The organism is Geminocystis sp. NIES-3708, assembly GCF_001548095.1.
Classification (GTDB): Bacteria; Cyanobacteriota; Cyanobacteriia; order Cyanobacteriales; family Cyanobacteriaceae; genus Geminocystis.
Map to the genome: position 1 here is coordinate 1,960,321 of NZ_AP014815.1, position 22,249 is coordinate 1,982,569.

Annotated in this window: 22 protein-coding genes; 13 read left to right on the forward strand and 9 right to left on the reverse strand. The window is 30.9% G+C overall.

Annotation, left to right across the window (positions count from 1 at the left end; translation table 11 throughout):
• Positions 1-24: 24 nt before the first annotated feature.
• Complete coding sequence (locus GM3708_RS08630; protein WP_071827660.1) at positions 25-447, reverse strand: ATP-binding protein; 423 nt, start codon at positions 445-447, stop codon at positions 25-27.
• 102 nt (positions 448-549) lie between these two features.
• Here GM3708_RS08630 and GM3708_RS08635 point away from each other — a divergent pair, with 102 nt between their 5' ends.
• The 3 genes from GM3708_RS08635 (at position 550) to GM3708_RS08645 (ending at position 3,186) form a co-directional block, all read left to right on the forward strand.
• Positions 550-1,458 (forward strand): alpha/beta fold hydrolase, encoded by a 909-nt coding sequence (locus GM3708_RS08635; RefSeq protein ID WP_066345625.1) that lies wholly within the window; start codon positions 550-552, stop codon positions 1,456-1,458.
• Between the two features lie 119 nt (positions 1,459-1,577).
• Entirely contained in the window at positions 1,578-2,828 is a 1,251-nt protein-coding gene (gene hisS / locus GM3708_RS08640) for a histidine--tRNA ligase (protein WP_066345626.1), read from the forward strand.
• Between the two features lie 34 nt (positions 2,829-2,862).
• Positions 2,863-3,186, forward strand: a complete 324-nt coding sequence (locus GM3708_RS08645; protein ID WP_066345633.1) for a phasin family protein — start codon at positions 2,863-2,865, stop codon at positions 3,184-3,186.
• A gap of 273 nt (positions 3,187-3,459) precedes the next feature.
• Here the strand turns inward: GM3708_RS08645 and GM3708_RS08650 are convergent, their stop codons facing one another.
• The 5 genes from GM3708_RS08650 to GM3708_RS08670 all read right to left on the reverse strand — a co-directional run bounded on the left by GM3708_RS08650 (position 3,460) and on the right by GM3708_RS08670 (position 8,569).
• Positions 3,460-4,344, reverse strand: a complete 885-nt coding sequence (locus GM3708_RS08650) for a hypothetical protein (protein ID WP_066345635.1) — start codon at positions 4,342-4,344, stop codon at positions 3,460-3,462.
• Between the two features lie 29 nt (positions 4,345-4,373).
• A complete protein-coding gene (locus GM3708_RS08655) occupies positions 4,374-4,970 on the reverse strand; it encodes a DUF1517 domain-containing protein (protein ID WP_173645006.1) in 597 nt (198 codons plus the stop codon).
• 90 nt (positions 4,971-5,060) lie between these two features.
• A complete protein-coding gene (locus tag GM3708_RS08660) occupies positions 5,061-5,903 on the reverse strand; it encodes a universal stress protein (protein WP_066345642.1) in 843 nt (280 codons plus the stop codon).
• 276 nt (positions 5,904-6,179) lie between these two features.
• Positions 6,180-7,604 (reverse strand): GAF domain-containing SpoIIE family protein phosphatase, encoded by a 1,425-nt coding sequence (locus tag GM3708_RS08665; RefSeq protein ID WP_231932886.1) that lies wholly within the window; start codon positions 7,602-7,604, stop codon positions 6,180-6,182.
• Between the two features lie 317 nt (positions 7,605-7,921).
• Positions 7,922-8,569, reverse strand: a complete 648-nt coding sequence (locus GM3708_RS08670) for a PAP/fibrillin family protein (RefSeq protein WP_066345649.1) — start codon at positions 8,567-8,569, stop codon at positions 7,922-7,924.
• A 177-nt stretch (positions 8,570-8,746) separates the two neighbouring features.
• On the opposite strand from GM3708_RS08670, the gene GM3708_RS08675 reads away from it, so the two are divergent.
• The 9 genes from GM3708_RS08675 to GM3708_RS08715 all read left to right on the forward strand — a co-directional run bounded on the left by GM3708_RS08675 (position 8,747) and on the right by GM3708_RS08715 (position 14,578).
• Entirely contained in the window at positions 8,747-8,902 is a 156-nt protein-coding gene (locus GM3708_RS08675) for a PCP reductase family protein (protein ID WP_066345650.1), read from the forward strand.
• Positions 8,903-9,043: 141 nt separating this feature from the next.
• Complete coding sequence (gene rpmH, locus GM3708_RS08680) at positions 9,044-9,181, forward strand: 50S ribosomal protein L34 (RefSeq protein ID WP_066349386.1); 138 nt, start codon at positions 9,044-9,046, stop codon at positions 9,179-9,181.
• A 75-nt stretch (positions 9,182-9,256) separates the two neighbouring features.
• Positions 9,257-9,625: a ribonuclease P protein component gene (gene rnpA / locus GM3708_RS08685; RefSeq protein WP_066345651.1), complete on the forward strand. Its 369-nt coding sequence runs from the start codon at positions 9,257-9,259 to the stop codon at positions 9,623-9,625.
• Complete coding sequence (locus tag GM3708_RS08690) at positions 9,615-10,007, forward strand: PH domain-containing protein (protein ID WP_066345652.1); 393 nt, start codon at positions 9,615-9,617, stop codon at positions 10,005-10,007. Before rnpA ends, GM3708_RS08690 begins: the two co-directional genes overlap by 11 nt.
• Positions 10,008-10,114: 107 nt before the next feature.
• Complete coding sequence (yidC, locus tag GM3708_RS08695) at positions 10,115-11,260, forward strand: membrane protein insertase YidC (RefSeq protein ID WP_066345655.1); 1,146 nt, start codon at positions 10,115-10,117, stop codon at positions 11,258-11,260.
• Positions 11,261-11,284: 24 nt separating this feature from the next.
• On the forward strand, positions 11,285-11,776 hold the full coding sequence (locus tag GM3708_RS08700) for a R3H domain-containing nucleic acid-binding protein (RefSeq protein WP_082714039.1): 492 nt from the start codon (positions 11,285-11,287) through the stop codon (positions 11,774-11,776).
• Positions 11,777-11,890: 114 nt separating this feature from the next.
• On the forward strand, positions 11,891-12,523 hold the full coding sequence (locus GM3708_RS08705) for a Uma2 family endonuclease (protein ID WP_066345657.1): 633 nt from the start codon (positions 11,891-11,893) through the stop codon (positions 12,521-12,523).
• Between the two features lie 33 nt (positions 12,524-12,556).
• Positions 12,557-13,060, forward strand: coding sequence for a DUF177 domain-containing protein (locus tag GM3708_RS08710; protein ID WP_066345658.1), 504 nt, complete (start codon positions 12,557-12,559; stop codon positions 13,058-13,060).
• Positions 13,061-13,081: 21 nt separating this feature from the next.
• Positions 13,082-14,578 (forward strand): AAA family ATPase, encoded by a 1,497-nt coding sequence (locus GM3708_RS08715; protein ID WP_066345660.1) that lies wholly within the window; start codon positions 13,082-13,084, stop codon positions 14,576-14,578.
• Positions 14,579-14,807: 229 nt separating this feature from the next.
• Here the strand turns inward: GM3708_RS08715 and GM3708_RS08720 are convergent, their stop codons facing one another.
• Positions 14,808-15,809 carry a sulfurtransferase gene (locus GM3708_RS08720; protein ID WP_082714041.1) on the reverse strand — a complete coding sequence of 334 codons (1,002 nt, stop codon included), beginning with the start codon at positions 15,807-15,809 and terminating at the stop codon, positions 14,808-14,810.
• A 365-nt stretch (positions 15,810-16,174) separates the two neighbouring features.
• Here GM3708_RS08720 and GM3708_RS08725 point away from each other — a divergent pair, with 365 nt between their 5' ends.
• The gene (locus GM3708_RS08725; RefSeq protein ID WP_066345662.1) at positions 16,175-16,930 is read left to right on the forward strand and encodes a sulfite exporter TauE/SafE family protein; all 756 of its coding nucleotides are present in this window, start codon (positions 16,175-16,177) and stop codon (positions 16,928-16,930) included.
• A 324-nt stretch (positions 16,931-17,254) separates the two neighbouring features.
• On the opposite strand, the gene GM3708_RS08730 is transcribed toward GM3708_RS08725, so the two are convergent.
• Positions 17,255-18,469, reverse strand: coding sequence for a DUF790 family protein (locus GM3708_RS08730; protein WP_066345663.1), 1,215 nt, complete (start codon positions 18,467-18,469; stop codon positions 17,255-17,257).
• Between the two features lie 117 nt (positions 18,470-18,586).
• Positions 18,587-22,195 (reverse strand): glycosyltransferase, encoded by a 3,609-nt coding sequence (locus tag GM3708_RS08735; protein WP_066345665.1) that lies wholly within the window; start codon positions 22,193-22,195, stop codon positions 18,587-18,589.
• Positions 22,196-22,249 lie beyond the last annotated feature (54 nt).

A 22,249-nucleotide genomic window follows, 5' to 3' on the forward strand; every position in this document is an offset into this window, starting at 1 on the left:
ATTTTTAATATTTACTGTTATTGATTATAATTTTTTTTTAATCAATAAACAGTTGCGATTATCGGGCAAATGATCATACTTTAATTCATCGGCAATTTTTTGTAAAATCTCAATTCCTCTACCACCAGAAGCTAACTCTTCCAGTGAAGATATTGTTTTTGATACTGGTATTGGTATTAATTGAAAAGGTTGCCCATAATCCCATATTTTAATTTTAATTTCTTCTGGTGTCACGTTGATTTCTAAATCAATAGGAGTTTCTGAAGGTCTATTTTTGTGTGCATGACGCACTGCATTTGTAAATCCTTCCGCCAAAGCGAGTTGACACTGTAACCAATCTTTTTCATTAATCCAGTCTTGTTTCATTGTATCAAAACGATGTAATACTTCTTCTAAATAAATCAAATCAGTTTTGACTTGGAAAAATATTTTTTGAGAAACTTTCAAGTGTAATTTCAACCTCTAATAATTTTTTTAGTGATGAAAAAATTTAATTTTAACTACTATTCAGATATAGTTATTTTAGCTTAAATTTTATTAAACCAAACTATGATATTTTCTTCTTCAACTCAATATTATTCATGGAATAAATATAAATGTTCTTATACTAGTTATAATACTGATAAAAATCATAATGTAGCTTTAGTCTTAATTCATCCTATCGGTGTTGGTTTATCAGGTAATTTTTGGCATCGTTTTTTATCTACTGAAGCTCGTCACCATAGTGATTTACCTATTTATAATCCTGATTTATTAGGTTGTGGCAACAGTGATTTACCTCGTGTTGCTTATGATCCAAAAGATTGGGCAAACCAACTTAATTATTTTATCAAAAATGTCATCAAAAAACCTGTTATTTTAGTTGTTCAAGGTGCATCTTTTCCTGTCGCTGTTTATATGTCTGCTGGAGAGGAAAAATCAGATTTAATTCAAGGTTTAATTTTGTCAGGTCCTCCTGCATGGAATATTATGACTAATGGGGGTAATCTTCGTGTTAGTGAAATTATTTGGAATTTATTTTTTGATTCTTTTATAGGCTCTTTATTTTATCAATATGCTCGTCGTCGTGATTTTATTAAATCTTTTTCTATTAAGCAACTATTTGCAGATGCTAAAGATGTTGATGATGAATGGTTAGATATGTTAGAAAAAGCAGCCATTAATCCTCAAAATCGTTATAGTGTTTTCTCTTTTTTAGCTGGATTTTGGCGTAAAGATTATTCAAAACTAATGAAAAAATTAGACCAAAAAATACTACTTTTAATCGGAGAAAAAGCTACCAGTGTTAGTAAAGAGGGTTTTAAAGAAACACCTGATCAGAGAATTCAATTATACCAAAATAATATTGCTAATATCAAAGGGAAAAAAATCAAAGGGCGTAATGTTTTACCCTATGAATCAACGGAAGAATTTTTAACAGAAGTAATTGATTTTTATAAAGATTTTGTTACTAATTAAATCTACAATCTATCATTAATTTACTTTTTATAATTTATCTTTTGTGGAGTTGATAATTCTCTACATTTAAGCACTTATTTAAATTATTTAATTATTAGTTAGTTATTTATTAAAATTTTATGGATAATATTCAAGCTATTAGAGGCACAAAAGATATTTTGCCCAGTGAAGTGATATATTGGCAATATTTGGAGAAAACTGTTGGAGAAATTTTAGCAAAGGCTAATTATCAAGAAATTAGGACTCCTATTTTTGAACAAACTTCTCTATTTGAAAGAGGTATTGGTGAAGCTACTGATGTAGTGGGCAAAGAAATGTACACATTTACAGATCGTGGAGAACGTTCTATTACTTTACGTCCTGAAGGCACTGCGGGAGTAGTACGTTCTTACATTCAGCATAAATTATTTGCCAGTGGTGGAGTTGAACGACTATGGTATGGTGGTGCTATGTTTCGTTATGAACGTCCTCAAGCAGGAAGACAACGACAGTTTCATCAAATAGGTTTGGAGTTGTTAGGTAGTAAGGCGGCAAGGGCAGATGTGGAAGTGATTGCTGTTGCTTGTGATATATTAAAGACCTTAGGCTTAAAAAACCTCAGTTTACAACTTAATTCCGTGGGCAGTAAAGAAGACAGACAAACCTATCGACAAGCCCTAGTAGATTATTTAACCCCCTACAAAGACGATTTAGATTCAGATTCACAGGATAGATTAAGTCGTAATCCTTTGCGAATTTTAGATAGTAAAGATCAAAAAACTCAAGAAATCGCCAAAAATGCTCCTAATATCCTTGACTATCTAGGAGATGACTCCCGTAATCATTTTGAGAAAGTATGCAGTTTATTGAACGATTTAAATATCTCATATCAACTTAATCCTCGTTTGGTTAGGGGCTTAGATTATTACACTCATACAGCTTTTGAAATACAGTCCTCTGATTTGGGCGCACAAGCAACAGTTTGTGGAGGTGGAAGATATGACGGTTTAGTCTCCCAATTAGGAGGGTTGGAAACTCCAGCGATTGGTTGGGCAATGGGTATAGAAAGGTTAATATTATTATTGGAACAATTACAGCCTCTTAAACCTCAAAATCCCGATATTTATTTCGTTTCTCGTGGAGAAAAAGCAGAAAATCAAGCCCTTATAATTGCTCAAGAATTACGTCATACTGGTTTTAAGGTAGAATTAGATCTCACTGGTAGTAATTTTGCTAAACAATTTAAAAGAGGCGATCGTAGTGGTGCTAAAATCTGTTTAGTTTTAGGGGATAGTGAAGTTGAGCAAAAAGTAATTCAAGTAAAAGATTTAAAAACTTCAGAACAAAAAACCGTATCTCAGAAAGAATTAATAAAACTTTTATCGAATTAAAATAGAAAAATAATTAAAAATTGATGGTAAGACTATGGATAATAACGATTGGCTAAAACAATTATTAATGATAGGAGTCGGCACAACTTCTCTGGCGGCAGAAAAAATAAAAGAAGTCAGTGAGCAATGGGTAAAAGAAGGTAAAATAAACCCAGATCAAGCTAAAGGAATTGTAGATGATTTATTGCAACAAATACAATCAGATCAAAGTACTATTCAAGCTCAAATGGAGCGACAAATTCGCAATATTTTACAAGATTTAGGTGTTCCTCGACAGTCTGAAATGGATGAATTAAGAGGGAGAATTGATCGTTTAGAGCGACAAATTAGAGATTTAGAAAATAAATCTTGGCGGTAAATTATTAAATGATAATTAGTAATTAGAAATTTTAACTTTCGTTTTCTAAAATATTTTTTGTAAAAATATTTTTCACAAACATCAAAAATCTAATTTTTCTTTAGAAACTATTGCTCATTGCTCATCCCACATTTAGCAACCCCTAATAATCAATAAAAAAGTAATTAATCATTGGTTATAATGCCAATAATTAACTACTTTTATTTTAATTAATAATATTTTTAATAATAGTGAAAAAAATTCAGCTATTATTCTGAGTAACTGACTTACCTATTAGCGACGGCGGCGACTGCCGAAACCACTACTTCTTCTTGCAGGAGTGGTGCGACGAATCCCTGTAGATTTATTACTACCAAAACGATTATTACTAGGCTGTCTGGCTTTACCAGATTTACCGCTAGTTTTTAGATTACTCGATCCTACACCAGAGCCTGTTCCTTTGCTACTATTAGTATTAACTTTATTAATCTTATTGCCTGAACTATTTTTAATAGTACCCGTGGTGCGAAAAGACTGACGATTTTTTTCTACTGATGGCACAGAATTATTGTTAGTTCTATAGTTTGTTACCGCTTGATTATAACTAGAGCCATAACCACCAAAGCCATTCAAATTACCACCAGACTGATAGACAGGGGGAATATAGTACTGAGGTCTAAATAACAGACTACCTAGTGCTTGTCCAGCTAGTGCACCGGCAAAAGGACTCCAGAAACTTGATTGTTGTCTCACGATGACGGTTTCTTGCCTTCCAGTGTCAGGGTTGGTGACAGTTTCTGTTTCATTATGAACATATTCTATTTTAAAGTCTTCGGTTAAGTGCATTATTGCTTCATTACCGTTGATTTCTACGAAAGTTTTTTCCCCATTTTTAATTTCTTCATCGGTTAATCTTGCCATTTGTAGATTAGTTGTTCTAAATATAGGGCTACTTCCGGGAGGATTATTAAGCAAAACTAAAGTATATTCACCGTCAACATCATTAAATGTAGCTTGTTGTACGGGATATTGTCCAGTAGCAATATTATTCTTAGGAATATTTGTGTTATTAGTTAAATTAGCAGGATTATTAGTGCTTACACTATTAGATGAACCACAAGCGACAGTACTGAAACTGAGAATTATAGTTAAAAAAATAGCGATAATTGATTTAAACATTATTTGCTTGATTTTTAGATTTATTAATTTTATAAAGGGATTAATTCAGGAAAATTGATTAAAATTTGATCAGATGTTAATCTTTCTCCTAATCTAGCTGGGGAAAAATGGAGGGCAATGGCTCTATATTTATCTTTGTAATTAAGATTGATAAGAGCTTTCAAACCATAGGTTAAAGCTTCCATATCAGCTAAATCAGTTTCAATGTCCAAAACTTCACCTTCAAAGGCTACTGTGATCATAACAATTATATTTTCAGTAACAGGGAGAGATAAAGGTGTGTTTTCCTCTACTTCCTCTAAATCTGGTTGACTGAGATATCGTTGTGCTGAGTCAGTAAATAACTCAGTGACGAAATCTCCGGCATCAGCTTCATCCCAAAATACATCTCCTTCATTAGAAGCACTTTGCCAATAGGTTTTATATTGTAAAATTGTTTCACAAGTATTAACTAAACACTCTCCCATAACTTCCATATCACCATCGGCATCTACGGCGATTCTAGCATTTTGGTTTAAGATTCCTAGTAAGGGGGCGATGTCGTTTCCCTGTAAATGAATAAAAATTCTGGAAACAACGTATCTTTTTTTCCCGACAAATTGATTAAAGCGATCAGTTATACTCATGATAATTAATAATTCATAGTTGATAATGAAACAAGAGAAAAGAGTAAGGAAAATTGATTAATTCCTCATTTATCATTTCATTTTTAATTATTATTTACGGACTAATAAAACGGGACAATTTGCATTTACCCGAATATAATCAGATAAAGAAGTACCTAATAAACGATCTAAATCAACTAAGTTTTTGGCAATAGAAGGACGACGATCAGGAGATCCTAATAATAATAAATCAATGTTTTTATCTTCTGCTAATTGACAAATTTGCTTTCCTGGTCTGCCTCCAGTTACGATACATTTAGTCTGAATGCCCATACGTTTAGCTTTGGCTAAAGCAGGTGCTAAAATGGGATTTTGTTCCATCTCAGAGGTAGATAAATCTAAATCTGGACTCATATCTGGATTTACTCTAACTAAGTATAATTCTGCTTCGGAATAGTCTCTGAGTAAATATAAAGTTAATTCCAGGGCATAATCTGCTGACTCTGATTTATCTAAAGCTAACATCACTCGTTTAATTTTACGCACATATATATCATCTTTCACTAACAGCATAGGGCGATCGCTAAGTTGAAATACATACTGACTGACTGAATTTTCTAAAAAAGATTCTAAACGAGTTAAACCCCTTGAGCCCATTAAAATAAGATCAGCATTAATTTCTTGAGCTGTATTACAAACAGTATCTTTAGGATCTCCTTGCTTTAAAATAGTAGAAACTTTGGTAGGATTGATATTGACGTTTTTTACTATATCAGATATGATTCGACCGCCTTCTTCCCATTTTTGAGCTAAAGTATCCGCCGAAGCTTGAGGAGGTATGACATGAAGAATAGTAATTTCACTGTTTTGAAATGCAGGAATATCCAATAACATTTTTAGCATTTCTTGAGTATGACCAGTACCAGAATCAGCGTATAAAATTTTATCTAACATAATTTTACAAGTGTATTTTTATTAAAGTCTTTATCTTTAAAATACAACTTTCAGTGACCGTAAAATCTAACATTTTGTAAAGACTATAAAAAAATTAGAGATGACCTCAGTTTGACAGAAGAAAAGTCGTGAAAACGAGACAGGTGGACAAGGAAACAGGTAGAAAAATTCCTAATATTTGTACACTTTAAAATAATTTTATTGATTCATGCAAGATGTAGTTTGTCTATCTTTAAGTCATTTCTCACCAATAATTTTATATCGAAGTCAGGTGAACTAAGGTTCACTACAAGCACAAACAATTGAATCATTGGGATTAAATTTAACGATAATTAAAGTCATATCATCGGTATTTTTATGACCTATACCAGTGAATTGTTTAATTTCCTGAAAAATATAGTTAAGAATTTCCTCAGCTGCGGAATAATTTTGACAAGCATAGTCAAAACAAATATGTAAATTATCCTCATCAAATCTTTGATTATTCTGATTAACAGCATCTGTTAAACCATCAGTATAATAAAGAATAATATCATTCAATTCTAATTTAATTACATCATCTTTATATTCAGAATTAGGTTCTAAACCAATTAACATTCCTTCTGTATCTAAGGGAATAATTTTTTTTGTTTTTTCTCTCCATAATAAAGGAGGATTATGAGCCGCATTAGCAAAGCGTAAAAGATGAGTTTGAGGATCATATTCCGAGTAAAATAACGTCACAAAACGATGAGAATTATCTAAATCAGCATACATCACCCGATTAAGATGCTCTAATACTTTAGAAGGAGAATGACGATTTAATACTTCTGCCCGTAACATTCCCCTCGTCATTGTCATAATCAATCCTGCTGGTACACCTTTACCCATGACATCTCCAATGACTATACTCCAAGGCTCACAAGGTGCATTAGGTATTTGTGCAGTATTTTCATCCCATTGATCATAATTCACGGGAATAAAATCATAATAATCGCCGCCAACACGATTCGCTGTTTGACACTTAGCCGCTACTTCTAAGCCTTTAATCATCGGACATTTTCGAGGTAATAATCTTAATTGAATTTCTGAGGCAATCTCTAATTCTCGATCTTGTCGTTCTTTTGATCTCAATTCTACTGTTAATTCATGATTGGCGATCGCCACTGCTGTTTGATCTGCGACTAATTGAGCTAGTTTTTTACGAGTTTGAGTCCATAAATATTGAGAATCCTTACTGAAAATATACAATCGTCCTTTTTCAATATTTTTAATTAAAATTGGAGTACTAAAAACATTTAAAAAAGGCGTTAGCTTATCATTAAACTTATCTTCTACAAAACTGGAAAAACATTCAATATTAGGAACAATATCAGGATTTTTTTCGTGCTTTTTTTGATAACTATTAATTTCATTAACTACACTTTGAAATGAATGATTAATTTGTTCTCGCAACTGATTATTTTGACAATAAATTTGCTCTAAATTAACTTTATGATTATCATGATAAAGTATTAACGCACCACCTTCCGCATCCGTAACTCTGGCAACCATTAAAGGAGTTAATTCCAAAAACTGATTCAAATTATTAAAGCTACGTAAAGCAAAACTTAAAGAGCTTAATAAATTTTGAATTTTATTTTGTTCCCGTTGTAAACTAGCTACCAACTCTTTTAAAGCCAAAACAGGAGTATATTTATCCGATTGATAATTAGATGACACAGTTTTAGAATTTAGAGAATTAGGTTTAAAGATAGACACGCAAATAATTAATAATATTAATACTGATAAATACCATCTTCATAGATCAAAGATAGTAGTCAACCTGATCAATGATGAAGAAAGTATATCAACTATTTATCAAATGTCAAGTTTAATATAATATCTACAGTATTTTCTTTTCATAGAGATAACTATCAGCTTTGAGTAATTAGCTTTTAAGTATAGTAACGAAGATTTACAGATTTATTTTTTATTTTGAATTATTCACAAATGATTTAGTCCAATTGCTATAGAATATCTAAATTAATTATTAATTACTAATTAATCATTTTTTCTTTTTTAGAAAGGATGAATAAGCTACCATCACCTCCTCTACCAATTCTTAAAGATTCATCTATATAAGTTACTTTTAAGCTAGGAATTCTTCCTTGAGGATTACGAGCATTAAATACTTTAAAAGGATCTAATAATGATGTTTTTAATCCTAATATTTTTTTAATAGAAAGGAAACGTTTTTGAAAATTTACATTAATTATATCTTTAGGTAAAACTTCATTTTCTATTATTTTAGGAGCAAAAGTAGCCGTTACTTTAACCGCTCCGTTCATTAACCCAGAAGAATGTCTCACAAAAGCAATATTAAAAAATGAGGCTTTTTGAGTGTCAATTATTTGATAAACTTGTTGTAATTGAAAACCAAAGGGTAATTTATTTAAAGAACGAATCTCCCTAGCTGTTGAATAATGTAATTGCCAAATTCCATCTAGTAGGTTAACTCCATCAAACAAGGGTCTTGGAAAAGGATTATAACTCTCTAAATTTATTGTTAATTGTTCTATTTCACTAACTTCTGAGGGAGATAGCATTAAATCTGTAATAGGATATTCAGGATTGATTTTACGACTTTGAGCAAGGTTTTTAATAACCGATAATAATGTTTCTTTAAGAATTAAGCGACTATTCAAAATATTATTTTTATGACTTGATAGTTAATTATTAATGGTAATTTTAGCGAAAATATTCAAGATTCAGATGTGGGATTCAGAAAAAAAGAAATAGAAAAGTACATTAATTCGAGTCAAAATATCAAAGTTTGAGATATTATTAGCTTTGTTTATAATGCACTTAAAGTTTAGAAAACTATGGAATGGACAACAGAAGCCGAAGCAAAATTAAAAGAAATACCTTTTTTTGTACGCCCTGCCGCTAGAAAAAAAATAGAAAAATTTGTCGCCGATAAAGGAGAAAATCTTATTACCGTAGAACTTTATTTAGAAGCAAAAGCCAAATTTAATTAATCTATAAATCAATCTTTTGCATTGTTAACTTTTCTATTTGTTTCCTTATCTTTTGATATTGTGAATTGTTCATTGAGTAAATCTAGCATATAATATATATTGCTGTTTTTTTTATTAACTAAATTTAAGGAGGAAAAACCGTTGAGTAAACATACTTTAAATGGCACAAGACGTAAACAAAGAAGAACCTCTGGTTTTCGTGCACGTATGAGAACCGAAAATGGTCGTAAAGTGATTCAAGCTCGTCGTAACAAAGGTAGAAAAAGATTATCTGTGTAACTTATTTTTAAGTTTTAATTTTTATTTCGAATAAATCACTATCTCTCATTTTTATTGTAATCACTATAAAACTAGGTGGGACTACCATCACGACATAGACTAAAACGGCGGTGGGAATTTCAATCTGTTTATAAGCAGGGTATTCGCCGCTCTAGTCGTCATCTTATTATTAGAGCTTTACCCACGACTGAAAATTGTCATGATCAATTTATTGATGCAAAAATAGGTATCTCTATTAGTCGCAAAGTTAGCAAAAAAGCTGTAGTGCGTAACCGCATTAAAAGACAAATTAGGTCAGTCTTTCGGTATTTATTGCCGAAAATTTCCTCTCCTTGGCTTATTGTTGTTATCGTAAAACCAGAAGCTCAAGAATGCAATTATGAACATTTTTTGAGAGAATTAGAACAGTTATTAATTAAAGCTGAAATAATCCATGGGAATTAGAGAAGATGTTTTTTATGAAGGTGGTCCTCATATTGGGGATCTCATTTTCAATGTTCTATTAGCTTTTACCGTTATTTGTCTCCCTCTTACGGTAGGGGCAATAGTTCGTGCTATTTGGTTAAGATTTCGTATTACTGATCGTCGCATTTCTATCACTGGCGGTTGGCAAGGAAAAGATCGTACTGACATTATTTACTCAGAAATTGTCAAAGTTGTCAAAGTTCCCAGAGGTTTAGGTTTTTGGGGAGATATTGTCGTGACTCTTAAAGACAGAAGCCGTTTAGAAATGCGTGCCATTCCTCGTTTTCGTGAGATTTCTGATTATATCACTGAACGTGCTGCGGATAAAACTGGCAGATCTAAAGAAGCGATCGCACAGTAATTATTGACAGTGAACAATAAACAATTAACAATCAAAAGGGATCATTAGATCATTATCAATTAATATCTATTAAGAATTAAAAATATAGTAAATTTAAAGAGATTACAATGGATTTTGGTATAGGTTTTATATCAACTAATATAATGTTGCCAATCCTAGATTTTTTCTATGGAATTGTGCCTAGTTATGGTTTTGGGATTGTTGCTCTGACTTTAGTGGTCAGATTTGCCGTTTATCCTCTTAGTGCTGGACAAATTCGCAATATGAGAAAAATGCGCATCACCCAGCCTTTAATGAAACAAAGACAAGAAGAGATACAAAAAAAATATAAAGATAATCCTCAAAAGCAACAAGAGGAAATGGCAAAAATAATGCAAGAGTTTGGCAATCCTTTGGCAGGATGTTTGCCTTTACTATTACAAATGCCTATTCTATTCGCCTTATTTGCCACCCTCAGAGGATCACCTTTTTCTGACATTAATTACACTGTGGACGTGCAGATTTTCCCTCAAGAACAAATAGAACGTATTTTACCTCAAGCATTTAGCACAAAATCTCAAAATGTGTTTATTAGCGATGGTGTACATAGTCAAATTTCAGCACTATTACCTACAGGCAATAAGTTAACCGTTGGAGAAACAGAAAAAATTGAGTTACAAACTATTGAAGGAAAATCATTACAAGAAGTAATTTCTCAATATCCAGATAATCATTTAGAACCTCGTTGGCTTATTACCAAAGGTGAAGAAAGAATTAGTATTAATGGAAATGGTGAAATTACCGCTCTAGCAGTGGGAGATGCTACCATTCAAGTGACTATTCCGGGTATCGCCGCAGATAAAGGATTCTTATTTATTAAAGCTCTTGGTAGAGTCGGAGCGACTAATCCAGATGGTTCGATTAACTGGGATATTGTCGGTATGATCATCTTCTTTGGCTTAAGTATTTATCTTAACCAAGAATTATCAGGTAGTGGACCAAAACCTTCAGGCAATGATCAACAACAATCTATCAATAAAATTACTCCTATCATTTTTTCGGGTATGTTTTTATTTTTCCCCCTTCCTGCGGGAGTTTTAATGTATATCGTTCTTGCCAATATTTTTCAAACTATTCAAACTCTAATTTTAACCCGTGAACCTTTGCCTGAAAATATTCAAAAAATAGTAGATGAGCAAGAAAAAGCGGCTAGAGGTAGAGAAGAAATTCCTTTTGAGAAAAAAAGTCTGAAAAAGAAAGAAAAAACTTCATAATCAATCACAATTTTTATAGCAATTATGGATGAACAAATCCAACGGGGTCAAAAATGGCTAGAAACTCTTTTAAAATTAATGGGAGTTCCTGCTAATGTTAACTTAGGTAGATTAGAACAAAATGGGGATCAAGTTATTTCCTGTTGGCTTACTATTGATGAAACCACTTTAGATCAACCCAAAATTGAGGCTTTAACTGGTAAAAAAGGAGAAACTATTGATGCTATTCAATATTTAGTTAATGCTTTACTCAATATCGGTGTGGATGAAAATTCTCATCGTTTTTTTACCGTAGAATTAAATGGTTATCGTCTCCGTCGTCAAGCAGAACTAATGGCGATCGCCCAAAGAGCGGCGGAAAAAGTGCGCTTAACGGGTGTACCCGAAGAAATACGCTATCTATCATCAGTAGAACGTCGTCAAATTCATAGTATTTTAGAGAAATCAGGTGATTTATCAACGGAAAGTCAAGGGAATGAACCTGATCGTCGTTTATTGGTCAAATTAAGAGAATAAATAATTAGGAATTGTTAGGGGTGAATACTATTCACCCACCTATTTAGAAATTAATAACTATCTATTACTTTTTCCTTCCTCTTAATTTCTTCCCCATTCCCTCAAAGTATAACCATGATAGCCACTACAAAGATAAAACCATCGGAAAATAGATCACTTTTAAATGGCATACGCTGGGAAACTTATCAGGCTTTAGCATTAGATTTAGCCGAAAATCCTAGTAAAAAATTGACCTATAATCAAGGTATATTAGAAATTATGACTTCACTACCAGAGCATGAGCTAAATAAGAGGTTTTTGGGGCGTATAGTGGAAACCACCACAGAAGTTTTAGGATTAGAAATATATAGTTTAGGTTCGACTACATGGAGTCGAGAGGATTTACAACGAGGAATTGAACCTGACGAATGTTATTACATAACTAATGAGGCGATTGTAAGAGGAAAGTTAGATTTTGACTTAAATATTGATCCTCCACCGGATTTAGCCATCGAAATAGATATTATAAGTAGCTCTTTAGATCGATTAAGTATTTATGCGAATCTTGCCATTGGGGAGATTTGGCGATTTGATGGTAAAAATTTATTTATTTATGTCTTGCAAAATATTTCTTGTCAGTTACAAGATTACTCAAGAGTATTATCCGTTTTATCAACAGAGAATATTTTAAGATTTTTGCAAAAACGAAAGGAAATGGGAGAAAATGCTTCATTAAAGAGTTTCGTCAATGGTTGCAAAATTTGTTGAATTGATTAATTTATTCGTTAATAAAAATTGATTATGGAAAAAATTTATATCCCTCGATTGTTAAAAATGCCCGAACAAAAAGAGGAAATTAAGTTAAATCATCAAATTTCTGGCTTGAATAGTCTTACTCCTGTACGAGGATTTTTTCAAGTTGCTCATCGGGGAAATTTTTTGGAGTTACAGTTACAAGCAAATACCATCTTAACTTTAATTTGTGATCGATGTTTACGAACTTTCAACCATCGTTTAGAAGTCGATACTTCAGAAATTATTTTATTGAAAGAAGAAGAAACTAACTTAAATTTGCCTTTAGAAATGGAAATTTTAACAGAGGATTTATCGGAAACATTGCCCCCTGATGGTGAATTAATCGTTGATGAATGGATTTATGAACAAATATCTTTAGCTATGCCATTACGTAACCTTTGTGGTAATGATGATTGTCAACCTCCTGTCATTGAAGAGAAAAAAGATAGTAATATTAAAGATAATCGTTGGTCTGCTTTATCTGATTTAAAGTCTTTAATTAAGGAATAAATAAAAATAACATCAAAAGGAATGAATCATTTTAGTCAAGAATTTTCATTGTTATTAAGGGCGTGTTACCCCCTTATTTATATCCCCACTCAAGAAGAAGAAAGGGTAGAAAAGGCGATCGCCAATATTGGCAAAAATATCAATAATCGCAATATTTATACATGGGATTTTGTTGACGGCTATCAAGATAATCCCAACAATGCAAATTTTGGCAGACGTAATCCTTTACAAGCTTTAGAATTTATCGAAAAATTACCTTCTAACACTTCAGGAATTTTCATTTTAAGAGATTTTCAAAGATTTTTAGAAGATATTTCTGTGTCTCGAAAATTGCGTAATTTGGCTAAAACTTTAAAAGCACAACCGAAAAATATTGTGGTAGTAGCTTCAGAAATTAACATCCCCACAGAGTTAAAGGAAGTTTTTACCGTTGTCGAATTTGCTTTACCTCAAGCTGAGGAAATTAAAACGGAAATTCAAAGATTATCATTATCTACAGGGCAATCTTTGTCAGAACAATTTTTAGGAGAATTAGTAAGATCAGCTCAAGGATTATCCTTAGAACGCATTAGAAGAGTTCTTACACGGGCGATCGCTCAAAATGGCAAATTAGAAGGAGAAGACGTTGAACTAATATTAGAAGAGAAAAAACAGTCCATAAGGCAAACACAAATACTCGACTACTATCCTGCAAAAGAACAAATATCTGATATTGGCGGTTTAGATAATTTGAAAGAATGGTTATTAAGACGAGGAGGAGCTTTTAGTGAATCAGCAAGAGCTTATGGTTTACCCTATCCTAGAGGTTTACTATTGGTTGGCATTCAAGGCACAGGCAAATCTTTAACAGCAAAAGCGATCGCCCATCATTGGCATTTACCATTATTACGCTTAGATGTAGGGCGATTATTTGGAGGTTTAGTAGGAGAATCGGAATCACGCACCCGTCAAATGATCAATTTAGCAGAGGCTTTATCTCCCTGTATTTTATGGATTGATGAAATAGATAAAAGTTTTGCTGGTGCTGATGGTAAAGGAGATTCTGGTACAACTAGCCGAGTTTTTGGCACATTTATTACATGGTTAGCGGAAAAAGAAAGCCCTGTTTTTGTGGTTGCAACGGCTAATAATATTCAAAATTTACCAGCAGAAGTCTTAAGAAAAGGTCGATTTGATGAAATATTTTTTGTGGGATTACCTAGCCAAGAGGAAAGAGAAGCCATCTTTAATGTACATTTGAGCAGATTACGTCCTCATAACCTCAAAAGCTATGATATAAAAAGGTTAGCTTACGAAACACCTGAGTTTTCTGGGGCGGAAATTGAGCAAACGATTATTGAAGCCATGCACTTAGGTTTTAGTCAAAATCGAGATTTTACCAGTGAAGATATATTAATAGCTGCCAGTCAGATTATTCCCTTAGCACGAACAGCAAAAGAGCAAATTGAGTTTTTGCAAAATTGGGCAACATCAGGAAAAGCTCGTTTAGCCTCTCGTAACCAATTGAGATTAACTTAAAGCCCAAAACTAAGAACTTTTATCTAGGTTCGACAGAAAAAAATGATGAAGATGAGACAAGAAGACAAGTCTAATAATAGAAAAATTCTCAATATTTGTGCATTTTTAAAATAACTTTGTTGATTCACAAAAAACGTAATCTCCCTATGAGTCTTTCAGCCTGTCTTCTAAGTCGTTCATTATCTATTTTTATTTTAAACTCAGGTTAACTCATACTTTTGTTCAAACCTTAAGTTGTTTTTTCTGGTCCTGTTTCTACAGGTAAATCAGTAGTACTATACTCTGTCCATGAACCTTCATAAATTCTAACATTAGGATAACCTAGTAAATGTTTTAATACCACATATTGTAAAGTTGCTTCCCTTCCAGTGCTACAAGAAACGATAATATTATCTGTTGGTTTAATATTACGACTTGCTAAAATTTGCTTAATATCATCCAGAGATTTTAATTTGTGAGGATTTTTTAATGCTTCATTAGGATTATTTGCTTCGGTAAAAGTAGGCCAAGGAATATTTTTTGCCCCTGGAATATGACCATTTCTAACCCAGAGATTTGTTTTTCCTTCAAAAAGATCTGCTGGTCTGGGATCAATAATTACAACTCCTTGTTTACCAATTAGGGGTTCTAATTCTTTTAAATTAATTCTCACAGAAGGATTATCTTTGAGGGAAAATTTACCTAAATCATAGCGGGGAAACTCTTTGGTAACAATTTTATTTGCATCTTTATAGCCTTTATAACCACCGTCAACAACGGCAATATCTTTCGCACCAGAACGTTCTAACAAATAGGCTACCATCGTCGCACCTAGAACATTGGTACCATCAGAGTAAACAACTATTTTATCATTATTGCTAATTCCAGCTTTAGCGAAAATTTGTACTATTTTTTCCGAATCCCAATATTGCACAGGTAAAAAACCATCAGGTCCTCTAAAATTATTATCAGCAATATTTACAGCTTGGGGAAGATGTCCATCAATATACTCTAAAGGATTAATACGCACATCTAAAATCTTCAGATTAGGATTTTTAATATTTTCTTCTATCCAACTCGGCGAAACAAATTGAATGTTGGCTGATGTATTTGCAACTATCGGCGAGAAAGATAGACAAAAAATGCTTAAAAAAGCACCAAAAAAGATGACAGAAAGACGAATAAGTTTATTTGTTAGCCATGTTTTTGGATTCCATGAAAAGTATTTTTTGAAAAATGTTAGTTGTTCCATTATTCTCTACATTTCTAATAAAAGAGTTTTGCTACATTATACTGTAATTTTATTGCAGTTGCTATCAAAATAAATTAAAAAACATTTTAAATAATTCTTGCTTTGTGAAGCAGGTCGAATCTGATTTTTTTTAAGTTATAAAAAATAAATAGCGGTTTAAACAATGGCAGAAGTGAGTGAGTAAAGTTAATTTTGCATTTTATTTTTTCAAAGCTTTGGTAAAAATGGGTTAAAACTCATTAGCTCTATACAATTAATTTTCCATGAGTACTTATATAAGAAAACGTTAAATTGCTGTCAAAATAAATTAAAATACGATTAAGATTTTCAATATCTTTATAATTAATTTTTTAGGAATTTGTACGTTGACAATTACTGAATTAATACTTTTAATTACTATTTTCTTATTCACAAGCATTATCGGCGTAGTGACAGGAAGTAACTCTTTAATTACTGTTCCTGCTATGTTAGAGTTTGATATTTCACCAGCAAATGCCATCGCTACCAATATGTTTGCCTTAATATTTATGAGTGTAGGCGGCACAATTCCCTTTCTCAAAGGAGACTTACTCAAGCGACAAGATTTATCTCTACTTTGTGTGTTAACCGTTATTGGTTCTATCTTAGGTGCATTATTAGTAATAGTTATACCTTCAAAAACTATGCCTTTACTAATATCTATTTTTATGATCTGTGTGTTAATCTTTTCTGTTACAAATCATCATAAAGGCGTAGAAAAAAAAGAAAAGCCTTCCCCTACATCTTTAAAAATTGGTTATGGCTTAACCTTTTTGTTAGGTATTTACGGAGGATTTTTTAGTGGAGGTTATGTTACTACTCTTACTGCTGCTTTTATCGCTTTTTTAAACATGACTTTTGTTGAAGCAGTGGCAGTTACGAAAGTATTAAATATTTTTTCTTCTCTTATTGCAACCTTAATTTTTATGAGTCAGGGATTAGTTGATTATAAACTAGGAATAATTTTAGGTATAACGATGTTTTTTGGAGCGATAATTGGTGCAAAATTTGCCTTAAAAATGAGTAATCTTTGGCTACGAAGGATTTTTATTGTTACAGTTATTATTCTTGCTTTAAGAAATTTATGGCAATGGTTTAATTAAGGTATAACTTAAATCTTGCACTAATTATAAAATATACAGACGAAAGGAGGAGACAGAAAAGAGGAGATAAAAATAATAATTAATTTAAACTGATTATATATTCATTTTATCTTCAATATTTATTATTATTTTGTTTTCATGTAAGGTCTTAGTATGATGAAAATTTTTTTTGGTGAGGATAATAAATAATTATAAGGGTTTTTATCTAATAAACATATCAAAAGAAAAGAAATTTAAAATCAATTTTTGTTTATAAATCATTGATTCTTATTATATTACTATTAAAAGAATGCCTACTCTCACTAAAAAATTTTTCAGCAAATGCTAATCAATTATTTCTAAAACTTCTTTAGGAGAGAGTTTATTTTTAAACCAGATTACTGGATTAGGTAAATCCTGAAAATTAACTCCTGCTTTTTCTAAATTTAAACGCTCAGAAATCGCTAATATTAGATTCTTTGCTTCTGCACGGCGTACTTGATAAAATTTCTTCTGTAAATACTCTGGTCGCCAATAACCAACGATTTCTAATAAAAAATCTCTGCCATCAGGATGCACTAGACGAAAATCTGGTATCATGACACTACCAGGTAAAGGCACTAAATCCACTTCTCTTTCTAAACGCCATTGTGTTTTTAATTTCGCCCAACCATTGGCAAAAGATTCTTCTAGCATACTATCATAGGTTTTATTGTTGGCATAATGACTTACTAAACCGCAATTGTCATCAAGGGTAAAATAACCAGTTTTTTCTCCATTGCCGTAATTGTCTTTCATGCACAATTTTGCTTCTAAATTCCACTTGCTGACGTGGAGTAAAGCTGGTATCATTTTTGCTAAGGCTAAACCATAACGAGTACTGGCTTTAAATAAACTGGTAGGTCCATCGATGGTAATAGTAAAACCAGTGTCAGCATCCCCTTCAATATAAGCGATTAGCTGAAATAATTTGAGGTAACGAAACAGTAATTTATATTCCCCCGGATCGTTACGGTGAGCATGAATGATAATATGACTAGCACGGTAAAAAATTCCTTGTACTTGGGATAAATTATAACGGTGGATTAATGTTTCTGGGGTTGGTGCATCCAATTCCGTTAAAATTCGATTTTCCTGTAAGTCAGCATATAATCCTCTTTCAATTTCACTGGGTAAAACTTCTCTTTTTAATTCGGCACTTAATAATGAGGCGATCGCTTCTAAAGTATAATTTTTATGATCAGGTATTGTCGCTTTTTGTGCTGATAAAGTAAAGACTTTTTCCCTTAGTGTAGCAGGTTCAATAGGACTTTCGATGGTAAATTGAGCAAAATGATTTTTGACTAGATGAGCTAAACCACGCTTTAATTTATATTCTGGACTATCTGCTTCTAAATTGAGTAATTTTTCGTCTAATTGTGCCTGAGTTTTGCCTAAACAATCTTGAAAACACTCTATTATTTCTAAGGCTAAATCGATAATTTTTGGTTGTAAAGATAATTTTTTAGGGATAATCGTTTCACCACTATAACGATAAATTAATAAATCACTTTTGAGCATGGTTTTGGTATTGTTAATTTATTGCTTTTTTCTTAATTTTATGTGTCTCTCGCAAAGGTGCAAAAACGGAAAGCTATAAAGGTTTTATAGGAGTTGATGCTTATTTTCTTAATTTCGTTATTTCAATTTTTTAATTAATTCTAAATAACCATTATATAATTTTCTATAGTCATAATTTTTGGCTAAGTTTTCTGCATTTTTACCAATATCATCTAATAACTCATTATCCATTAATAGTTGAGAAATAATATCAGGATATCTAGTTAAGTTATCTTCAATAATTGCCTGAATTTTATCGTTAATATCATAACCACGAAAAGCAATATTTGTACCAAGAATTACTTTAGCAAAACTCATGGCTTCCATTATTTTTAACGATGAACCAGTACCAGATAACATCGGTGCTACAATTAATTTAGCCTGTTGATAAGCTATCATTAATAATTCTATATCGACTTTACCAAGAGATATATAGTTATCATTATTTTCTACTTGGCAACAACTACCAATAAAAATAAATTTACAAGGAATATCAGATTTTTTTTCTCGATAATTAAAAGCTATTTTTTTGATTTCTGTCACCGCTTCAAGATTAGGAAAATGACCACTTCCCACAAATAAACAGTAATTTTCTCTTAACCAAGGATAAAAATTAAGCCATTTTTCTTGATCACTAATAACTTTTTGCCTTAGTGGTAAATTGATATTGACAGGATTGGAAATAATTCTACTATTTATATCCCATTTATATAAAAATTCTTGATCTTCTTTTGATACACATACAACTTGATTAGCAGTTTTTAAACTAGAAATTTCTTCAGCTAATAAGACTTGATAAATAGGAGAATTTACGGCTACTTGTTGACATAACATATCATGGGCAGTAATTATTAATTGAACATTTTTTTCTTGACAAATTTTACTGACAGTTTTACCCCAAAAAGGATATTCTAATATAACTATATCAGCCCAGTCGATAATTTTTTCGATAGATTTTTTAAAGTTGTTATCAAAACGGAATTGATTATACATACTCAAACGCCAGTCTTCTGCAATTTGTTGAATATTTTCCTCTTGTTTTTCAATATTTTGATGATTATTACTATCAACTTTTTTTAATTGATTAGTATTAATTAAGGTATTATAACTATTCGTATAAACTTGATTAATTAATTCTAAGTCTTGAAAATTTTGATCATAAAAACTATAACGTACATTATCCAAAATTAACTCTTTTTCCTGCCCAATAGTAAATAACCATACCGAATTACCTTTTTCTTGTAAGTAATCAATTAATAATCCTACCCGTTGACTTGCGCCAGCTTTTCGTTCTAAAATATCTCCCCAAGGATATAAGATAGCAATTTTTTTCCCTTCTTCTATCAGGTTATTTTTAACTAGGTAATCTCCCATCGTAACTTTTAAACTATCATTAATTATCTGTTGATATTCTGACTTATTATCACCCCAAATAAAATTAATAATTTTACTATTTATTATGGATTTATTCTCAGATGCTAAGTTATTAAAATTAGGTAGATTATAAACAAGTAGATGAGGATTATAACTCATAATTTTTTGAGCTTGATATTGATGATTGGCAAGAATAACTTTTACTTTACTAAATAAATATAATTCTTCTTCTAATTCTTGTTTATCGATTTCTTGATGATTAATGATAGGATAATAATATGATTGTAAATTCGATACCTGACAAATAATAGGAATATGATTTAATCCCATTTTTTCAACCAAAATCTGATTGTTAATAGAATCGATAAAAATAGTATCTAAATCTTCTTTTTGTAGATAATTTATCAAATTATGAGGAATAGATAAAGTATTTATATCAACTACGTTTCTAGTAAAAGTTATCTTATTTTCATAAACATTTTTAAAATATTTTTCTGAACTTATTTTTTTTATAAATTTAGGAGATTTTCCTAATCTTAAAAACCAAATATTTTTAAAAAAACAGTATCTAAAAATATTATTAATTTTTTGTTTAAAATTACTAAAGTTATGATCATCAAAATCAAAATTAAGAGAATAAACAATTAAATAAATACCATAACCTAATTCTGATAAACATTGTAAATGACTAAGCATAACCTGTCCATGTTCATCTAAATTTAATAAATTATCTCCATTAATAATTATTAAAATTCTAGGATTATTAGCTAAAGATTTTATTTCTTTTTTATTGGATAAATTATCAGCAAAATTTACGTCTGATAATAAACATTCAATTAAACTATCAGGAGAATGTTTTTTACACCAATCAAGACTGAATTCCTGAGCATTTTTTTGATATTGATCAATATTATTAATAACTTTGATAATAGTTTGACTGATTTGTTCTGGATTTTGATAAATTCCTCCTCTATTTTCATCCACTTGACTAGCTAACCAACTATTCGCAGGTATAATAACTGGTTTTCCTGCCGCTAAAGATTCTGTTAAAACTCCTGAAGTGCGATAACGATAACTGTTAATATCATAGGGAATCATTAATAAATCAGCACTCATTAATAATTGATAATATTCTGCTGTTGTCATGGGATTTTTGATTATTTTTACTATATCTTGAGGATATTGTTCAAGTTTTAATCTACTTGCTAAAATACCATTTTCTCCCGTATTGATATTAAAGTTAGATTGAATAGTTATTCTAATTTTTTTTGTGATTAAATAGTCTTCCCATAAATCAGCTACTATTTTTGGTAAATATAAGTAACCTTTCTCGATTCTTGCATCTCCTAAATAAACTAAATGTAAAGGTTGATTATCTTTTTTTTTGTCGATATTTTGTTGTAAATTTTCTTGTCTAAATGGAACAGGTATTTCTATTAACTTAACAGGAGAAAGACTATTATAACGTTCAACTAATTGTTTAGTATCTGTGTAAAATCTTACTTTTTCAGGAAATAATTGATGTTGATAAAATTCATTTAAACAAGCCTTAATACCTATTCCATGAGCATTTTTTACTAAATAATCATCAATATCTCGTCTTAACATTATGTGATATTGAGGTACATTATTTAAATTTTTTTGTTTTAAAAAGTATAATATTTCTTCTAGTTGTTCAATACTTAAAGTATGAATAAAAACATGATCAGTAGAATTAATTTGTAAAAAATTAATCGTTTTTTCTAAAGAACTAATAAATGAACTATTTTTATAAGTTAATAATTTTTCAATAATTTTATTAAGAATTTTTTTAATTACGTTTAAACTGAATCTAATTAAACCCCAAATTATTTTGACAATTCCCCATAAAGTATTCGTGAGAGGAATATATTTGATTAATTTAATATCATTTTTTATCCATTGGGTCAAGCGAAATAAACTACCTTCTACTTTATCGAAGAATCCTCTTGTTTTCGGTTGAATTAATTTGAGTTTAAATATTTGATAATTAATTTTTTCTCGATAATCTTTAACGATGTCAATTAAGTTAATATCTTTCTGATCATTAAGAAGTTTTTTTAATTGTTTTTGAATAATATTTAATGGTTGAGTAGAGTTATTAAACCAATCGACTTTAAATACAGAAAATACTTTAATATTATTAGGATATAAGGAAGAAGAAAAATTTTTATTAGCAACAATTATTGGTTTATAACCTCTTCTTTGTGCAGCTTCCGCTACCGATAAACTGCACTCATAATGATGTCCTTGTAAATCTTGTAGGGAATGATCAATAATAATAAATCTTTTCACTGTACTTTTAATAAACGAAATTAATAATTGATGGATAATATTATCAGCAAATAA